Source organism: Cohnella cholangitidis (assembly GCF_014107495.1).
Lineage (GTDB): Bacteria > Bacillota > Bacilli > Paenibacillales > Paenibacillaceae > Cohnella > Cohnella cholangitidis.
The window spans coordinates 4,792,438-4,810,080 of sequence record NZ_CP041969.1; the positions used below are offsets into that span (position 1 = coordinate 4,792,438).

At 53.3% G+C, this 17,643-nt stretch carries 14 protein-coding genes; 12 read left to right on the forward strand and 2 right to left on the reverse strand.

The window, feature by feature from the left end; translation table 11 throughout:
* Window positions 1–17 precede the first annotated feature (17 nt).
* From FPL14_RS22100 to FPL14_RS22110, 3 genes are read left to right on the forward strand one after another with little or no spacing between them, the layout of a single operon-like run.
* Entirely contained in the window at window positions 18–1,862 is a 1,845-nt protein-coding gene (locus tag FPL14_RS22100) for an InlB B-repeat-containing protein (protein WP_182299785.1), read from the forward strand.
* A complete protein-coding gene (locus FPL14_RS22105; RefSeq protein ID WP_182299786.1) occupies window positions 1,813–5,568 on the forward strand; it encodes an InlB B-repeat-containing protein in 3,756 nt (1,251 codons plus the stop codon). The genes FPL14_RS22100 and FPL14_RS22105 overlap by 50 nt, the downstream gene beginning before the upstream one ends.
* A gap of 53 nt (window positions 5,569–5,621) precedes the next feature.
* Window positions 5,622–6,752 carry a response regulator gene (locus FPL14_RS22110; protein ID WP_182299787.1) on the forward strand — a complete coding sequence of 377 codons (1,131 nt, stop codon included), beginning with the start codon at window positions 5,622–5,624 and terminating at the stop codon, window positions 6,750–6,752.
* Between the two features lie 37 nt (window positions 6,753–6,789).
* On the opposite strand, the gene FPL14_RS22115 is transcribed toward FPL14_RS22110, so the two are convergent.
* Both FPL14_RS22115 and uraA read right to left on the reverse strand, forming a co-directional pair.
* Complete coding sequence (locus tag FPL14_RS22115; protein WP_182299788.1) at window positions 6,790–7,398, reverse strand: 3'-5' exonuclease; 609 nt, start codon at window positions 7,396–7,398, stop codon at window positions 6,790–6,792.
* Between the two features lie 183 nt (window positions 7,399–7,581).
* Entirely contained in the window at window positions 7,582–8,883 is a 1,302-nt protein-coding gene (gene uraA / locus FPL14_RS22120; protein ID WP_182299789.1) for a uracil permease, read from the reverse strand.
* A 263-nt stretch (window positions 8,884–9,146) separates the two neighbouring features.
* Between uraA and FPL14_RS22125 the strand changes: the two genes are divergently transcribed.
* The 9 genes from FPL14_RS22125 to FPL14_RS22165 all read left to right on the forward strand — a co-directional run bounded on the left by FPL14_RS22125 (window position 9,147) and on the right by FPL14_RS22165 (window position 17,619).
* Complete coding sequence (locus tag FPL14_RS22125) at window positions 9,147–9,797, forward strand: hypothetical protein (protein ID WP_182299790.1); 651 nt, start codon at window positions 9,147–9,149, stop codon at window positions 9,795–9,797.
* Between the two features lie 146 nt (window positions 9,798–9,943).
* On the forward strand, window positions 9,944–11,365 hold the full coding sequence (locus tag FPL14_RS22130) for a SulP family inorganic anion transporter (protein WP_182299791.1): 1,422 nt from the start codon (window positions 9,944–9,946) through the stop codon (window positions 11,363–11,365).
* A gap of 119 nt (window positions 11,366–11,484) precedes the next feature.
* The gene (locus FPL14_RS22135; protein ID WP_182299792.1) at window positions 11,485–12,288 is read left to right on the forward strand and encodes a lipase family protein; all 804 of its coding nucleotides are present in this window, start codon (window positions 11,485–11,487) and stop codon (window positions 12,286–12,288) included.
* A gap of 268 nt (window positions 12,289–12,556) precedes the next feature.
* On the forward strand, window positions 12,557–13,462 hold the full coding sequence (locus FPL14_RS22140; RefSeq protein ID WP_182299793.1) for a LysR family transcriptional regulator: 906 nt from the start codon (window positions 12,557–12,559) through the stop codon (window positions 13,460–13,462).
* Window positions 13,463–13,474: 12 nt separating this feature from the next.
* The gene (gene ssuE, locus FPL14_RS22145; protein WP_182299794.1) at window positions 13,475–14,041 is read left to right on the forward strand and encodes an NADPH-dependent FMN reductase; all 567 of its coding nucleotides are present in this window, start codon (window positions 13,475–13,477) and stop codon (window positions 14,039–14,041) included.
* A 395-nt stretch (window positions 14,042–14,436) separates the two neighbouring features.
* The gene (locus FPL14_RS22150; protein ID WP_182299795.1) at window positions 14,437–15,348 is read left to right on the forward strand and encodes a transporter substrate-binding domain-containing protein; all 912 of its coding nucleotides are present in this window, start codon (window positions 14,437–14,439) and stop codon (window positions 15,346–15,348) included.
* A gap of 32 nt (window positions 15,349–15,380) precedes the next feature.
* Window positions 15,381–16,163 carry an amino acid ABC transporter permease gene (locus FPL14_RS22155; protein ID WP_182299796.1) on the forward strand — a complete coding sequence of 261 codons (783 nt, stop codon included), beginning with the start codon at window positions 15,381–15,383 and terminating at the stop codon, window positions 16,161–16,163.
* Window positions 16,160–16,870: an amino acid ABC transporter permease gene (locus FPL14_RS22160; protein WP_182299797.1), complete on the forward strand. Its 711-nt coding sequence runs from the start codon at window positions 16,160–16,162 to the stop codon at window positions 16,868–16,870. Before FPL14_RS22155 ends, FPL14_RS22160 begins: the two co-directional genes overlap by 4 nt.
* Window positions 16,867–17,619: an amino acid ABC transporter ATP-binding protein gene (locus FPL14_RS22165; RefSeq protein WP_182299798.1), complete on the forward strand. Its 753-nt coding sequence runs from the start codon at window positions 16,867–16,869 to the stop codon at window positions 17,617–17,619. Before FPL14_RS22160 ends, FPL14_RS22165 begins: the two co-directional genes overlap by 4 nt.
* Window positions 17,620–17,643 lie beyond the last annotated feature (24 nt).

Genomic DNA, 17,643 nt, shown 5'->3' on the forward strand with positions numbered 1-17,643 from the left:
TCGGGAGGGGTATGGGAATGAAAGCAATTCGGAAAAAAAGCATGATGATCATGTTAGCTATGCTCGTAGCGCTTGGAGGCATACCGGGTTGGACTATGCCGGGAATCCGGCAAGCCGCTGCAGCCGCAACCGGCATATGGGAGCCGGTTGGAAACGCGGGACTAACAACTGGCGAATCCGTCAATACCGATCTATTTATCGCGGCTGACGGCACTCCTTACGTGGCTTATAAGGATGGAACAAACTCCTATAAAGCTGCGGTCAAGAAGTATAACGGGAGCAGTTGGGTAACGGTAGGAAACAGCGGTTTTTCCTCGGGAGCAGCTAACAATATCCAGATTTACGTGGACAATGGAACCCCATACGTCCTCTACTCGGACGAAGGGCAATCGGGCAGAATCTTCGTCATGAAATTCGATGGAACGAACTGGGGGCCAGTGGGGGGCGGGCCGTTGACGTCCGTTAATTCGGCATATTTTCATGAGTTATCGATATATGTATACAATGGCGTTCCGTATGTCGCTTTTCCGGATCCGGCGAATCAGCTCAAAGGCACGATGAAGAGGTTCAATGGAAGCGGTTGGGAAACCCTCGGCGGTTTTTTTACGACGACTACCGTGAGTTCCTTGTCGCTCTATGTGTATGAAGGAACTCCTTATCTCGGTTATCAGAGAGGGTTTGGCGGCAATAAGGCGAACGTCATCAAGTTTAACGGAAGCGGCTGGGAAACGGTGGGCAACGCGGACCTGTCCGGCGGCGCCTCCGATTATTTGTCTCTGTACGTGGATGCCGGCACTCCGTATCTCGCCTATCAGGATTCGGACAACGGGAAAAGAATAACGGTAAGAAAACTGGACGGAGGCACCTGGCAGCCGATAGGCATCGCAGGTTTTTCGGCCGGAACTTCCACTCATACCTCGTTGTTCGTCTACGGCGGGACTCCTTACGTTGCTTATAAGAATTACAATGACAACGGCATCATGGTCATGAAATATGCGGGAAGCGCCTGGGAGTTGCTCGGCGGAGGACTTCTAGGTTCTGGAACCTATCCATCCCTATACGTTTACGACGGAGTTCCTTACGTGGCTTATCAAGATTATGGCGTATCCAGTAAAGTCACGGTAAAAAAATTGAAAAAAACCGTCACGTATGACGGCAACGGCAGCACAACAGGCACGGTGCCGGCAGGTACGATCGGCTACGATAAGAATGCCGTCGTCACGGTGCTCGGCAACGCGGGCAACCTGGAGAAGACGGGACATTCGTTTACGGGATGGAATACGGCGGCAGACGGAAGCGGAACGCCGTACGGCGCGGGGGCTACGTTCGCGATGGGCGAGGATGCCTTGACGTTGTATGCGCAGTGGACGATCAACAATTACCAGGTCGCATACGATGGCAACGGCAGCACGGGGGGCGGCGTTCCGGCCGGAGGCAGCTACGCTTACGGCACCGCCGTAACGGTTCAAGGCAACGCCGGCAATCTGATCAAGACCGGCCATACGTTCGCAGGATGGAACACGGCCGCCGACGGAAACGGAACGAATTACGACGCCGGAAGCTCCTTGACGGTAGGGCCGGCGAACGTGACGCTCTATGCGAGGTGGACGGCGAACAGCTATGCGCTCGACTACGATGGCAACGGCAGCACGGGAGGCGGCGTTCCGGCCGGGGGCAGCTATGTTTACGGTTCAGGCATTACGATATCAGGCAATTCAGGTAATCTGACCAAAACCGGCCACACGTTCGCCGGGGTGGAATACGGCGGCGAACGGAAGCGGAACGGCTTAGGCTCCTGCGGCTACGTTGAATATGGGCCCGTCTGGCGATACGACGCTGTATGCGCAGTGGACTGTGAATGATTACCCGGTTTCCTACGATGGGAATGGCGCTACTTCTGGAAGCGCGCCGAGTGGCGGCAGCTACGCTTACGGTTCCGACATCGCCGTACAAGGCAACACCGGAAACCTGGTCAAAACCGGCCATACGTTCACGGGGTGGAATACGGCGGCGAACGGAAGCGGAACGGCTTACGCTCCTGCGGCTACGTTGAATATCGGCCCGTCCGGCGTAATCTTGTATGCTCAGTGGACGATCAACAGCTATGAGGTTGCCTATAACGGTAACGGCAACACAGGGGGCAACGCGCCTGTCCGAAGCAGTCATCCTTACGGCAGCGGCGTCACGGTATCGGGCAACTCGGGCAACCTGGTCAAGACCGGTCATACGTTCGCGGGGTGGAATACGGCAGTGAACGGAAGCGGGTTGAATTATGCTCCGGGATCGACATTCAATATGGGAGCGGCCGGAATGACGCTGTACGCGCAATGGACGGTGAATAGTTATGCGGTGAATTTCCAAACCAACGGCGGCTCATCGGTGGGCTACCAGATGGTTGAATTCGGTCAGAAAGTTACAATGCCGAGCGAGCCGACGAAGACGGGCTATACGTTTGCGGGATGGTACACCGACGGGGGCTTGCTGACGCCGTTCTCGTTCGAAACGCCGATGGGCGCCGCGACTATGACGCTGTACGCGAAATGGACGACCAACAGCTACCCGGTCTCTTACAACGGCAACGGACAGACGGGAGGTACCGTGCCGCCTGCGGGCAGTCACGCCTATAATACGAGTGTGACGGTGCAGGGGAATGCCGGGGGGTTGTTCAAGACTGGCTACACGTTCGCGGGCTGGAATACAGCGGCGGACGGATCCGGTACGCCTTACGTTGAAGCGCAAACGTTTACGATCGGAGCCGGTGGAGTCGTGTTATACGCCATTTGGACCGTGAACAGTTATACGGTTTCCTATGATAGCAATGCCAGCGATGGGGGAAGCGCGCCATCCGGCATGAGCGGGAATTATAATACGAGCATTACGCTTCCGGGTAATGTCGGCAATTTAGAGAAAATAGGTCATACGTTCGCGGGTTGGAACACGGCCGCGGACGGAACCGGGACAAATTACGCCGCCGGCGCCTCATATTCGATCGGCGCGTCGGACGAGATCTTGTATGCGGCATGGTCGGTAAACAGCTATACGGTTTCTTATGACGGGAACGGCAGCTCGGGGGGCAGTTCTCCGGCAGATGCCAGCCATAACTATAATACTGGCGTCACCGTGGCGGGAAGCGGAAGCTTGTTCAAGACGGGATATACGTTCGCAGGCTGGAATACGGCGGCGGACGGAACCGGAACGGGTTATGTCGAGCACGACGCATTTACGATCGGAGCCGCGAACGTTAGCCTATACGCGGTGTGGACGATTAACAGTTACACGGTTAGCTTCGACGCAGATGGCGGCACGCCGGTAAGCGATCAGACGGTGATCTACGGCAATACGGTTTCAAAACCTGTCGATCCGGAGAAGACGGGGCACACGTTCGACGGATGGTATACGGACGAAGATTTGCTGACGCCATACGATTTCGCGGCGGCAATCGGCGATTCGGACTTTACGTTGTATGCGAAATGGAACATCAACAGCTACACGGTCGCTTACGACGGCAACGGAAGCACCGAGGGCACTGCGCCGACAAGCGTTAGCTACGATTACAATGTCAACGTCGCCGTTTCGGATATCGGCAACTTGGTTAAGGCCGGTCATACGTTCGCGGGATGGAACACGGCGGCTGACGGAAGCGGTACCGGCTACGACGCGGGAGATACGTTAACGATCGGAACGGCCGGCGTAACGTTATTCGCGCAGTGGACGGTTAACAGTTATTCAGTAGCTTACGACGGCAGTGGCGCTACATCCGGCAACGTGCCAGCCGGCAGCAGCTATGACTATAACGCCAACGTTACCGTGCCTAACAATTCGGGAAATCTCGAGAAAACAGGCTATACGTTCGCGGGATGGAATACAGCGGTTGACGGAAGCGGTACGGTATACCGCCCCGGAGAAACGTTTGCTATGGGCGCAGGCCCGGTGACGTTATTCGCGCAATGGTTAAGCAATAACGCCTTATTATCCTTCTTGACCGTAGATGCGTCCGTTCTATCGCCAACTTTCTCGCCGACGGTTTTGAATTACGAAGTCGAATTGGATTACTTGGAGACCGAATTGAATCTCTCTTTCTCCCAAGCCGATCCGACCCAGTTCGTCTCGGTGACGGGAGCCGTCTACCAATCGGTGACGGGGGCGGTCTACCACTATCAAGCGACCGGCCTTCCGATAGGACCGACTCCGATCCGTTTCGGGGTTACCGCGCAGGACGGCACGGTTAACGCGTACACTATAATCGTGAAACGAGACTCCGGGAATAACGCGGACTTGAGCGGATTGTCGCTTTCGGGCGGATCCCTTTCTCCCGTGTTCGCGCCTGGAACGACGACTTATTCCGCCAACGTATCTAACGGAGTTTCCAGTCTAGCCGTTACGGCGATCGCTTCCGAGTCGCTGGCTTCGATCACCGTCAACGGACAGCCGGTTATTAGCGGTCAGCCTAGCGCCGCTATTCAACTTGCCGTCGGCTCTAGCCCGATATCCGTTGAAGTAACGGCACGAGACGGGACGAAGAAGACGTATGCGGTAGATGTATACCGGGCTTCCGCCAGCGGAGGCGGGACCGGTCCGATCGCGCCGGCTCCGGGCAGTACGACATCCGAGAACGGTCAAATCGTGCTTCCGCCCGGTGAGAAGGGCGAGGTCAGCCTAGGAAATGCGATTACGGTCTCCATCCCGGCCGGCGCTTCGGGACAAGAACTGAAAGTGTCGATAGCCGAGAGGCTGGACGCGCCAGTTCCAACCGGCTCCTCGCCGATCAGTCCGATTCTATGGATAACGAGTAACTCGACCGCGCTTTTTCTTAAGCCTGTCACGGTTGCGTTGACTTTTGATTCGGCGAAGCTGAAGGGCAACCAAGAGGCTGTCGTATTCGCTTACGATGAAGAGAGCGCTAAATGGACGAAAGTCGAAGGTGGACGGGTAAACGGCAACCGGATCGAGGTCGATGTGAAGCGATTGCTACCGATGGTCGTCATGGCGGTAGATAAGGTAACAGAGCCATCCCCCGGCACGAAACCGGACCGAACGTTCGGCGACGTCTCCGGACATTGGGCAGCGGCAACAATCGAGCAAGCGATCGCCGCCGGAATCGTCTCCGGATATCCTAACGGAACATTTAAACCGAACCAGACGGTGACGCGTGCCGAGTTCGCCGTCCTGCTGGTCAAAGCGCTTCATCCGCAAGGAGAAGCAGCGACGCTTGAGTTCGAGGACAAGAGGAAGATCGGAACATGGGCTCGGAACGCGGTCGCACAAGCGGTGCAAGCCGGGTGGATCAAAGGTTACAAGGATGGCAGCTTCCGTCCCGACGCGGAAATCACGCGCGCCGAGATGGCGGCTATGGTCGCTAACGCCATGGGCAAGTCGTTCGATGCCGACGCGACGACCCTTTTCGCGGACGACAAAGATATTCCGAAGTGGGCGAAAAGCGCGGCGAACGCCGTTCAGCAATCGGGTCTCATTCAAGGCAAAGGATCGGGCGAGTTCGACCCGTTCGGCAAGACGACCCGAGCGGAGGCAGTGACGGTTCTTCTGAAGCTATTGGATTCGCAGCGGTAGAATGATAGAATCGAACCAACGATAGAACGATGCCGAAAAGGAGGAATCGAACGATGATTCGGGTGATCGCCGTCGACGACGAGTTGCCCGCGCTGAGAAGAGCGGGAAAATTGCTGGAAACATTCGAAGGCGTGCGGGTAGACGGCTTGTTCGATAAGTCCCAAGCTTTCCTGGAGCACGCGCTAACGACGCCGGAACCGATCGATTTCGTGTTGCTGGACATGGAGATGCCCGGGATTCACGGCTTGGAGCTGGCCCGGCGGCTCCGAGATATCCGTCCGGAAATTCAGATCGTCTTCCTTACGGCTTATGAGGAATACGCCCGGGAAGCTTTCCAAGTGGAGGCTCTCGACTATTTGCTGAAACCGATCATGAAGGAAGACATGGAACGGACGCTTGGCCGGGTTGCGAAACGGAACGAGCGAGGAAATCCGTACGAGCGTACTTCCGAAAGGGGAGTATCCATTCGCAGCTTCGGCCCGTTCAACGTCGAAGACGAGAACGGTCGGCCGATCCGGTTCCGGAATTCGAAAGGCAGGGAACTGCTCGCTTTCTTGCACGCGTACCGAGGAAGACCCGTAAGCAAAGCGCAGATCATGGACGGCTTATGGTTCGGCCGCGATATTGATCGCACGCAGGCCAACCTGCATACAACGGTCTATCAATTACGCAAGGATCTCGAATCGTGTGGGCTGGAGAACGTGATCGAGCAGACCAAGACAGCGGGAGGCAGCTATTCCTTGCGTTGGACCGTCGCTTTCGACGACGTGGCTGCCTACGAGGAAGAGCTTCGGAAATTCAAGTCTACCGCATCGCTAACGCCGCTCATTCGCGCCGTTCGGCTCTACGGGGAAGGATACCTGGCCGGAAGCGGATACGTGTGGGCTGCCCCGCGCCAAGCCGAACTGGAACTCGGCTTCGTCGAGCTGCTGGAAGTAATGGTGGATGCTTATGTCGGGCAACAGCGCTACGAGATCGCCTTGAACCCGATGCATAAATGGTCGCAACTGCTGCCGCTAAGCGGCCGGCTTCATGCGAAGATGATCGCGCTCCTGCTTCTCATGAATCGGGAAAAGGATGCCTTCGCCTACCATGAACTCGCGTTGGAGCTCATGGATCAAACGAACGAAGCATCCGAATTGAATTACGGAAGGATCTCGGCGAATCCCGCCGCGATGTTCTAATGCAATCCCGCCGACGCGGGGTTGTTTTTTCGCGGGCTTAAGCGTATTTGATCTCGATAGGCACTATGCTCGCTTGTTGCGGATACCATTTGGGAATTCCGAACTTTTTCATGTAGCCGAGCACGTTTAAGTCGTTTTCCACGCTTTGCTCCTCGTTCATCTTCTCGAGCAGTTTCCAGCATGCATAAACATCGTTAAGCGAACGATGCGCTCCTTCAAGCGCGATGCCGTAGCGGTTGCACATTTCTTGCAGGTTATGGGGATATGTATGTCTTGCTCGCGCGATCGTCAGCGTATCCAAGAAAGAGTTGTTAAAGGAACGGTTAGCTAGCCTAAGCAGCGTATGGTGCAGGAAACTCAGGTCGAACATGGCGTTATGGGCGACGATGACGCTGTCTCCGATTATCCGGTTCAGGATGCGGAAAGCCGTTTCCTCGTCCATGCCGTTTACGAGATCGGATGACGTTATTCCGGTGATCTCCGTTATTTTGGGCGGAAGCTTTCCGTCGAAACGGACGAGCGTCTGAAACTGGCTGACGATCTCTCCTCCATAGCAGCGAATAGCCGCCATCTCGATGACGCGGTCGCGGGATGGTTCGAGTCCGCTAGTCTCGAAGTCTAGCACGGTGATATTGTCTAGTTTCACAGCAGGGCCTCCTCTAACGATTGCTTAAACCAATGAATATACCTTACCATATTGGCTCTATGAAAATCCTATTTTTAGCGGAAGAAAGGGAGATTTTAGTCGAAAAAAAGGGGCGCTGAATCTGAATACGACCAGATAACAGCGCCTCTTGGCTAATTACGAATACTCGTTATTACGAGCAGTTTAGTGTTTGGCATCGGACTCTTCGTTGTCGTTAGACAGCTTCGTGATCTCGAACAGCTTGAACAACAGGCTGAATACGATCGCGACAACCGTCGCCAGCGCCATTCCCGACAAAGAGAAGTCGCCGGCAGTTACTTTAACGCCGCTTAAACCCGTTACGAGTACGATCGTGGTCAGGAACAGGTTAGTCGGCTTGCCGTAGTCTACTTTCGATTCGACCAGCATTCGGAAGCCGGAAGCCGCGATGACGCCGAACAGCAGCAACGATACGCCGCCCATTACCGCAACCGGGATGTTGGCGATCAGCGCCGAGAATTTACCGAGGAACGACAGCACGATCGCGAAGACGGCCGCGCCGCCGATGACGAAGGTGGAATACACGCGCGTGATGGCAAGAACTCCGATATTTTCCCCGTATGTCGTATTCGGCGTAGAACCGACGAAACCGGAGATCATCGTCGAAATTCCGTTCCCCAGCATCGAACGGTGAAGTCCCGGATCTTTGGACAAATCCTTATTGACGATATTTCCCGTGACGATAAGGTGTCCGATATGCTCGGCGACGACGACGAGCGAGGCGGGAATGATCATGATGATCGCGGTCCATTCGAATACGGGAGTCGTGAAGGTGGGCGTATCGATCCAATCGGATTTGTCCAAGAAACCGAATTTTACCATTCCCATTAAGTAAGCGACTACGTATCCGGTAATGATTCCGACGAGAATCGGGATAATTCGCATGAAACCTCTAAAGATGACATTGCCTAGAATCGTAACGAGCATGGTTATAATCGACAGAATGATGGTATTCCGGTCAGGCGTCCAATCCGCAGCGCCGGAAGGAGCGATCCAGCCCGCCATCCCGGCAGCTACCGGGATCAGTTCCAATCCGATAACCGCTACGATCGCGCCCATGGCTGCAGGAGGAAATACGACGTTAATCCAGTTGGTGCCCGCGTATTGGATAATGATCGCCAGAATGGTAAATATCAAGCCTGTAATAATAAATCCGCCTAGCGCCGCGGCATAGCCGTCGCTCTCCGAGGCATAATTGCCGATGACCGTTCCCGCGGGAGCGATGAAGGCGAAGCTTGAGCCAAGATAAGCCGGAATTTTGCCTTTGCAGATCAACAGATAGAGCAGAGTGCCGATCCCGTTCATCAACAGGCAAACCGCCGGATCCACGCCAAGCAAATTCGGAACGAGCACCGTCGAGCCGAACATGGCGAACAAATGCTGAAGGCTCAATGTAATGCTTTGTCCGATGGGGGGTCTTTCGTGAACCCCGATTTCACGTTTCATGTGATGTTTTCCTCCAACTAGTCGACTTATTTTCGTCAATTTCCTTGTTGATTCTACATAGTCCCCTAACATTTGACAAGCGCTTTCTTCGAATTAGCGAAAGGGTTATCTCCGTTTGCCCGAACAGAGGAAAGTATTAGAAGTATGCTATAATGAAAAAATCATATTCACCGGCCGCTAAGCAACGCCGCAGCTACTGCTCTTTCGCTTATTATGGGATATAATAAGGAACAGCGAGCTTTATAGTCATGAGGAGGATTACCTTGAACCAAACGATTACGATCAATAAAAAAGAAGTAGCCGTCACCTTCACCAACTACTTCGACTCCGAACTCGGCGAGTTCTTGTTTAAACAGGTGATGTGCGACGTTTATATGCCAGGCAACGAAGTGGTGCCGATCGATATCGAGAAAGAGCAAATCAGACGCGTTATCGAAGGGTTCAAGAAACGGAAAGAACTTCACGACGAGATTCCGAAAGAGAATATCCGCGGAAAGTCTTATTACGTTATTAATTCAAGAATGCGCTACGACTTGGATTGGATGAAAGGCAACAAACCTCCGAAACCGATGTCGCTGGCGGAGCACGAGAAGCTTAAGGCGGACGAAGCGCGGGGAATCAAGCGTCCGGCGGTCGTCGAACAACCGGAAGAAACGCCGGAACCGGAGGCGACGGTTCAAGAGCAGCCCAAAGCTCCCGAATATACCGACAACCGGAGAAAATATTTGCTTTCCAAGGGATTCAAGCATAATCTGCTGACGAATAACTGGGAAGCCAAAGATATTCGCTTTCCCGACTCGAAGATCGACAAGGTTTCCTCCGACGAAGAGTTCGAAGAAGGAATGAACCGGTTATTGGATGCATCGTACCAGAATCACTTGAAGCGCAGAGCTCAATCCAAACCCAAAGCGTAAATTAAACCGTTCTCTTAGCCGGCTAAGAGAACGGTTTTTGTTTTCCTGAGCCTCGTATCGACGATCACGTATTCTTGTAGACGCGGCGGATGATTCAAGGTATTATCTATCAGGTGCGCTACAGCAGCTAGAGAAGGAGTGCGGATATGTTAACCCGATTACGAACGACATGGTTTTCTAACATACGAGCGGACGTGTTGGCCGGAATCACCACGGTTCTGGCCTTGATCCCCGATTCCCTTGCGTTCGCGTTCATCGCGGGCGTGAACCCGATGGTCAGCATTTACTCGACGATAAGCATTCTTGTGCTGATCTCGATCTTCGGCGGCAGGCCGGCGATGGTGTCTTCCACGGCAGGTTCAATGGCTGTACTCATGACCGCTCTTGTCGCCCAACACGGAATAGAGTACTTGTTCGCGGCGACCATCCTGACAGGTATCCTCCAATTAGCTATGGGGCTGTTAAAGTTGGGCAGATGGATGAGCTTCGTTCCGCATTCGGTCATTACGGGATTTATTAACTCGCTGGCGATTCTTATATTTATTTCTCAGTTGCGCTATTTCGAAGGCCAATCGTGGCTTATGTACGCAATGGTCGTGGCGACTCTGGCCATCATTTATATTTTGCCGAAGTTTACTAAGGCAGTCCCGTCTCCGCTTATCGCGGTCGGGTTTATGACGCTGATCGTCTTTTTCGTGAATATGAACTTAAATACGGTTGGCGACCTGGCCACGATCGAGCCTGCGATTCCTTTCTTGCACATCCCGAACATCCCATTCACATGGGATACGCTGTGGATTTTGTTGCCGACGGCTTTCTCGCTTGCCGTCGTCGGCTACTCGGAGACGCTTCTTACTCAAACGATCATCGACGAGATGACGGAAGAGAAGACTAGCAAGGATAAGGAAATGAAGGGACAAGGAATCGCGAACGCGGTGACGGGTTTCTTCGGGGGAATGGCCGGCTGCGCGCTTATCGCGGAATCCGCCATCAACGTCAAAGTCGGGGGAAGAGGCAGGCTGTCCACTTTAGTTGCGGGATTGGTTTTGTTCCTTCTCGTATTCGTGCTGGACGACGTTCTGAATAGCATTCCGATCGCCGCGCTCGTAGGGGTGATGATGATGGTATGCATCGAGATATTCGATTGGAACTATTTCCGCAACCTTCGCAGCAAACCGTTGGCCCATACCCTGATCATGCTCGTTACGGTAGCGATCGTACTTATCACCCACGATCTGGCTGTCGGCGTTATAGCTGGCGTCCTCCTTAGCGTACTAGTCTATGCCTATCGTTCGGCTACCCAATTGAACATTCAGGAAGAACGGAACGGCGACGAGAAGGTGTACCGCGTACGCGGCCAATTGTTCTTCGTCTCGAGCGACGCGTTGCTCGATCGGATCGATTTTAACGACGATTCCGATAAAGTGTGCATCGACCTAACGGCTTCCCACGTTTGGGATCATACAGCTTCGAAGACGTTGGATAAGATCGTCCTGCGGCTTCGTGACAAAGGAAAGATAGTCCGCGTTTTGCGCCAACTCCCCGACGGCCAATCGCGAACCGCATGAAACCGGGATTCGACGGTTGTCTTCCCGCGCCGAGAGAGTAAACTTGCATAAGCTAGGCACCTCTTGCGTTTCTTCCTAATAGTGTATGGGTGAGAGACGATGAGAGGGAGCGCGTGCCGATGAGCGGATATAATAACCGTACGGCCATTTTTTTGGCGGCCGTATGCAGCCAAACTTATGCGCATTTCAATAATCCGAGCGGGAAGTTCGTTATTCCGAAGTCTTACGAGCTCGTTACGGACATACGGGCGAGATCGTTGACCGGAGCGGCGGAGAAATTCGGATTCATTCTTCAATCCGACAGTCACGTGATCGTGGCTTTTCGGGGAACGAGCACGACGACCGATTGGATCTCGGACGCGATGGCGAGCCAAGCGAAGTTCAAATGCGTGAACCATTCGGGCTATAGCCATCGGGGATTCTCGAAAATCTATTATTCTGCGAGGGAAACGGTATTGTCGGCCATAAGCGGTCTTTCCGCGGATAAATCCTTATTCGTTACGGGACATAGTTTGGGAGGGGCTTTGGCGACTTTATGCGCATTGGACGTAGCCGCGAATTCCTTTTACGATCATCCGGTCGTCTATACGTTCGCCTCTCCAAGGGTTGGCGATCCAACGTTCGCGAAGGAGTACGGCAAAAGAGTAAACGATAGCTTCCGGATTCAGAACCGGTTCGATGTCGTAACGCATTTGCCCCCTCCGTCTTACAAACCTCCAAGGCGGGAGAAGACGTTTATCTACGAACACGTTAGCAAAGCAGAGACGCTAAGCTTCCATAACGGATCGGTTCCCGGCAACCATGTCATCGGCAGCTATTACGAGGAACTGGCCAAGAGAGATCCGCGGTTTGCGGAACAGCTCGGCAAGCGGAATCCCGGACTTTGTCCTGAGCCTTCGAGGTACGGCTTTGACAAGCGTTAACCTTCGAATAGACATCGACACGACAGTCGGATAGAACCGCGTTTCCGGAATACCGGGAACGCGGTTTTTTTGCGTTGGCAGGGGTTCGTTCATTCATTGAGCGCGAGCAAAGGTATTCATGGCTCGCCATCGCTAGTGGCGATAATCCGCAGACTTCCAATATGAAATAAGAAATAATGAACATAGACTGCCCTTATTAATGAAAATTTTTCTCTTTACATTGATTTAATTCCGAGTTATTCTATTGGATAAATAATTAGATAAAAAGATGTGGGAACCGGGGGTGCTTCTTGTTAATATAGAAAACATCGAGGCATTCGTATATGTGATCCACTGCGGAAGTTTTAATAAAGCGGCGGAAGCGTTATACTTATCCCAACCGTCGGTAACGGCCCGCATTCAATCTCTCGAGAGGGAGCTCGATTGCAAGCTGTTCGACCGTCAAGGCAAACAAGTCCAGATTACCGAAGAAGGCAAGCGATTCCTGCCTTACGCCCAGCAGCTTCTGTTGACGTACCAGAAAGGGAAGCTGCACGTAAACCAGAAGAAAGCGATGCCGGAGGAGTTCAGGATCGGCTGCACGGTTTCGGTATCCAACTATATCATTCCGGAATTGCTGCCCCGGTTGAAACGAAAGTTTCCGAATACGCATTACAAATTCTTAACCGGCATTACGGACGAAATCGTAGGCAAAGTGCTCGGAAAGGAAGTCGATATCGGCTTCGTCCGCAGGGTGAACCATCCGAATCTTCAATCTTTGAAGTTCTACGAGGATCCGATATCTCTGTATGCTTATGAGGGCCACCCCTTCGTCGGGTCCGAACGCTTATCGGTAGAGGAAATCGCGGAGCAGCCGCTTGTATTTTTCGAATGCGGCGCATTGGATTGGCTGCGGATACATCGGGTGTTCGAGAATATCGAGCGTCCGCCCAATATCCAGATCCAGACGGACAATTCCGAGATGGCCAAGAAGCTGGTCATCCGCAAGGCAGGCATCTCGTTCTTGCCGGGCTTGAGCGTGCGGCAAGAATTGGCCGAGGGGAAATTGATCCCTCTCCGAGTTCCGGAGACGGACGGCATTTCCTTGCAGACGAACGTAATCGCCAACCTAGGCGAGCATACGCAATTTCTCGACGAAATTATCGAAATCGGCAAGCAATTAAACCACCATTAGGAGGAGTTACCAATGAGTCATATCGTCATTATTTCAGGCAGTCCGACACCGGGATCCCGGTTGAACGGGTTAATCGAGCGAGTGGAAAGCAAATGGACCGAATCCGGGGTGAAAGTCAGCCATATCCGGGTTGCCGAGCTTCCGGCGGAAGCTCTTCTGCACGCGAATTTCAAAGACGAGCAAATATTGGCGGCCCTGGCTTTGGTCGAATCCGCGTCGGGAGTCGTCATCGCGAGCCCGGTGTACAAAGCCTCTTTCACCGGAATATTGAAGGCTTTCCTGGACCTGCTCCCGCAGACGGGGCTCAAAGGAAAGGTAACTCTCCCTCTGTTCATCGGGGGAACGATCGCTCACCTGTTGAGCCTGGATTACGCGTTGAAACCGGTGCTGTCCGTGCTTGGAAGCAGAAACATCATCGGCGGGGTTTACGCGATCGATCAGTGGGTGCAAAGGTTGGATAACGGAGGATTCGAGCTTTCCGAGGAATTGCAGGAACGGTTGGATCGAGCAGCGGAGGAACTGGCCGAGGAGATCACTTGGCTGGGCATTCGCGCCAAAGAGAAAATCGTCATTTCATAATAGGCGTATGAATGAGCAAGGGCTGTCCAATTGTCGTGTAGACTTAGGGCAGCCTTTTGCGTATCGTGCGCTTTATATTGGCTTTCGTGCTTGAAGCGTGGGCGAAGCGGCTAGACGAAGGCACATTTTTGGCCTTCGTGCTCCATGCGCATCCGCATTGGCTCAATGTTGCTTGCATTCGGTAGAGTCCCGAGTAATAGCATCGTTCCGAGGTGATTGATAAGATCCATAGTGCAACACTTATCGTTATTTTGTATCGTCGTATAGAAAAACTCTATTACCTAGCGCATTGACGCTGATGCGAGCGAGGTGGTAAGTTTATTCCAAGCATAAATCTTACTTTTCCAGTAGGAATTATAAGTTTAAAAAAGAGGAGAAAAACGGAGGAAACGAAGATGAAAAAATGGGCCATTTTATCGCTCGCGCTATTATTCGTATTTACCCTTGCAGGCTGCGGCAACAAAAACAACGAGGCGTCCGGAGCATCGTCCGGAACGCCGGCGGCATCTGCGGCGAGTGCATCGGCGAGCGCATCGGAAAGCGCGCCGGCTGGCGAATCGGCGTCCGCCAGCCCGGAAGCCCCGGTCGAAGCGAAGAAAATCATCGTCGGAACGTCAAGCCTGTTCCCGCAAGTGTGTTTCCTGGACGAGAACGGGAAATTGACCGGTTACGACATCGAGCTCGTTAGAGAGATCGATAAAAGGCTGCCGGAATACGAATTCGAATTTCAGTTGCTAGATTCGATGCCGAGCTTGCTATTAAGCCTAGAGACGAAAAAGGTCGACTTCGTCGCCCACGAAATCGAGAAAAATCCGGAGAGAACGGAAAAGTACTTGTTCAACAAAGTGCCTTACGCGCATTGGAAAAACAAAATCGTCGTCTCCGTAAACAATAACGATCCGATCGAAACGCTGGCGGATTTGAAAGGCAAAAAGGTGATCACCCACGCTTCCAGCGCCGCGGATCAAATTCTGAAAAACTACGATAAGGAAAATCCGGGTACGTACAAGATCGTGTACTCGAGCGGCGCCGCCAACGATACCGTGCAGCAAATCGATTCCGGCCGCGTGACGGCAACGGTCGCGGCGGATTTCGCGCTAAGCCTGATCGATCCGGAGAAAAAATTGAAAACCGTAGGCAAGGCGCTGAGCACGGCGGACATCCTTTTCCTGTTCCGCAAGAACGATTCCGATGCGCAAGCGCTGGCCGACGCGATCGACGAAGTGCTGCTCGAGATCAAAGCAGACGGCACGCTTAGCGCCCTGAGCAAACAATGGCTTGGCCAAGATTTCACTACCGCCGAATAGGCGCATTAATCAAGGAAGGGTGACATCGTAATATGGGTGCGCAATTCGATATCACCACCGTGTTCGAATATTTCGTCAAGCTGCTTCCGTTCATCAAGATTTCCTTGCTTATCGTTGCCGGTTCAATCGTCGTAGGACTGGGCGTCGGATTTCTCGTCGCCCTTCCGCGGCTTTATCGCATTCCGGTGTTGCAGCGGATTTCCCAGGTGTACGCTTCCTTCTTCAGGGGGACGCCGATCCTTATTCAATTGTTCTTGTTCTATTATGGGCTGCCGGAATTGCTGAAAGTCGCCCATATCGACGTGTCGCGCGTCCCGGTGCTCTACTTCGTCATCTTGACTTACGGATTGCATAGCGCGGCATTCATATCGGAAGGCATCCGCGCGGCGGTAACGGCCGTGGACCGAGGGCAAATCGAAGCCGGCTATGCCGTCGGAATGACCGGCGTTCAAGCTTTTACGAGAATCATTTTCCCGCAAGCGTTAGCGGTTGCGATTCCCATTCTCGGCAACGTGTTCATCGGAACTCTGAAGGATACGTCCCTCGCCTTTACGTTGGGGGTAATGGAACTAACGGCGAAGTCCCAATCTTTGGGGCAGTTGTCCAGACATTTCATAGAATCGTATATTGCGCTCGCAGCCATTTATTTTATTTTGAGTTTCGTATTGGAGAAGGCGTTCATAGCTATCGAACGTAGACTTCTGCGGCATGAGGCTCGGACCGGGGCAACGGAGAGGGTTCCGTTAGGGAAAAAATGGCTTAAGCGCCGGTTCGCGGCCAATATCGAATGGAACAAGGGAGGCACGGGAATATGACGTTGGATCCGTCGTTCATCTGGACCGCGTTCGTCCAAATTTTGCCGGCCATCCCGACGACGCTGTACATTACGATCGTGTCCATGTTTTTCGGATTGTGCATAGGGACGGTCGTGGCGTTGCTTCGGATTTATAAAGTGCCGGTACTTTATCGGATCGCCGCGTCATACGTTACGGTCATTCGCGGAACGCCGATGTTAACGCATCTCTTATTGATCTATTTCGGACTACAGATGGTCATCGACAGTCTTGCGGAAACATACGGTTGGTCCTTCAATTCCGTATCGATTCCGATGATCGGATTCGCGTACATTTCCTTCTCGGTAACTGCAGGCGCCTATCTATCCGAAGTCGTTCGTTCGGGCATGATCGCGGTAGACCGCGGGCAGATCGAAGCTGCCCATTCGGTCGGGATGACGACGATCCAAGCGCTTCGGCGCATCGTATTGCCCCAAGCGCTCGCGGCTAGCCTGCCGAATTTGTCTAACAGCGTGATAGGGATGCTGCACGGCTCTACGCTTGTATTTACCGTATCCGTCGTAGACATTAACGCGCAAGCGCAGATCGTGGCTTCGACCAATTGGAAGTTCTTCGAAGCTTATCTGGCGGCAGCCGTCATTTTCTGGGGGCTCACCGTGCTCGTCGAGAGGCTGACGGCGCTTATCGAGAAACGCATCAATGTGTACAATCGCGGGGGTGTAGCATGATTAAGCTGAGACGGGTATCCAAATCGTTCGGACGCAACGAAGTGTTGAAAGGAATCGATCTGACCGTCGAGAAGGGCGAGGTAGTGGCGATTCTCGGACCAAGCGGCTCCGGCAAAACGACTCTGCTCAGATGCATCAACTATCTGGAGAAGCCGGGCGACGGGGAAATCTCGATCGACGAGTTCACCGTCAATTGCCGCAAACCGCACAAGAAGGACATTCATACGCTCCGCCGGAAGACGGCGATGGTATTCCAGCAATATAATCTGTTCCGTCACAAAACCGCGCTCGAGAACGTGATGGAAGGTCTTGTCACCGTCAAAAAGCTGCCGAAAAACAAAGCCCGGGAGCAAAGCGTCGAGCTGTTGGAGAAAGTAGGGCTCGGCTCCAAGCTCGACGCGTATCCGAGCCAACTATCGGGAGGGCAGCAGCAACGCGTCGGAATCGCCCGCGCCTTGGCCTTGAATCCCGAAGTCATTTTGTTCGACGAGCCGACCTCGGCGCTCGATCCCGAGTTGGTCGGGGAAGTGCTGGCCGTCATACGCAAGATCGCCAAAGAAGGGATCACGATGATTATCGTGACGCACGAGATGGGCTTTGCCCAAGAGGTGGCGAACCATGTCGTGTTCATGGACGGAGGCGTGATCGTCGAGGAAGGGCCGCCGAAGGTCATTTTCCAATCTCCGAAAGAGGAGAGAACGAAGCAGTTCTTGGCGAGAATTACCCCGGAAAGCGCCTATTCGATTTAATTCATAGAGTGGAGTGAGCGAGAG

Excerpts from the sequence above, each read along its gene's own strand:
- FPL14_RS22160 (WP_182299797.1), top strand. The coding sequence starts at position 16,160 with ATGACGTTGGATCCGTCGTTCATCTGGACCGCGTTCGTCCAAATTTTG.
- FPL14_RS22100 (WP_182299785.1), top strand. The coding sequence starts at position 18 with ATGAAAGCAATTCGGAAAAAAAGCATGATGATCATGTTAGCTATGCTC.
- FPL14_RS22140 (WP_182299793.1), top strand. The coding sequence starts at position 12,557 with ATGTGGGAACCGGGGGTGCTTCTTGTTAATATAGAAAACATCGAGGCA.
- FPL14_RS22110 (WP_182299787.1), top strand. The coding sequence starts at position 5,622 with ATGATTCGGGTGATCGCCGTCGACGACGAGTTGCCCGCGCTGAGAAGA.
- FPL14_RS22135 (WP_182299792.1), top strand. The coding sequence starts at position 11,485 with ATGAGCGGATATAATAACCGTACGGCCATTTTTTTGGCGGCCGTATGC.
- FPL14_RS22165 (WP_182299798.1), top strand. The coding sequence starts at position 16,867 with ATGATTAAGCTGAGACGGGTATCCAAATCGTTCGGACGCAACGAAGTG.
- uraA (WP_182299789.1), bottom strand. The coding sequence starts at position 8,883 with ATGAAACGTGAAATCGGGGTTCACGAAAGACCCCCCATCGGACAAAGC.
- FPL14_RS22155 (WP_182299796.1), top strand. The coding sequence starts at position 15,381 with ATGGGTGCGCAATTCGATATCACCACCGTGTTCGAATATTTCGTCAAG.
- FPL14_RS22130 (WP_182299791.1), top strand. The coding sequence starts at position 9,944 with ATGTTAACCCGATTACGAACGACATGGTTTTCTAACATACGAGCGGAC.
- FPL14_RS22150 (WP_182299795.1), top strand. The coding sequence starts at position 14,437 with ATGAAAAAATGGGCCATTTTATCGCTCGCGCTATTATTCGTATTTACC.
- FPL14_RS22105 (WP_182299786.1), top strand. The coding sequence starts at position 1,813 with ATGGGCCCGTCTGGCGATACGACGCTGTATGCGCAGTGGACTGTGAAT.
- ssuE (WP_182299794.1), top strand. The coding sequence starts at position 13,475 with ATGAGTCATATCGTCATTATTTCAGGCAGTCCGACACCGGGATCCCGG.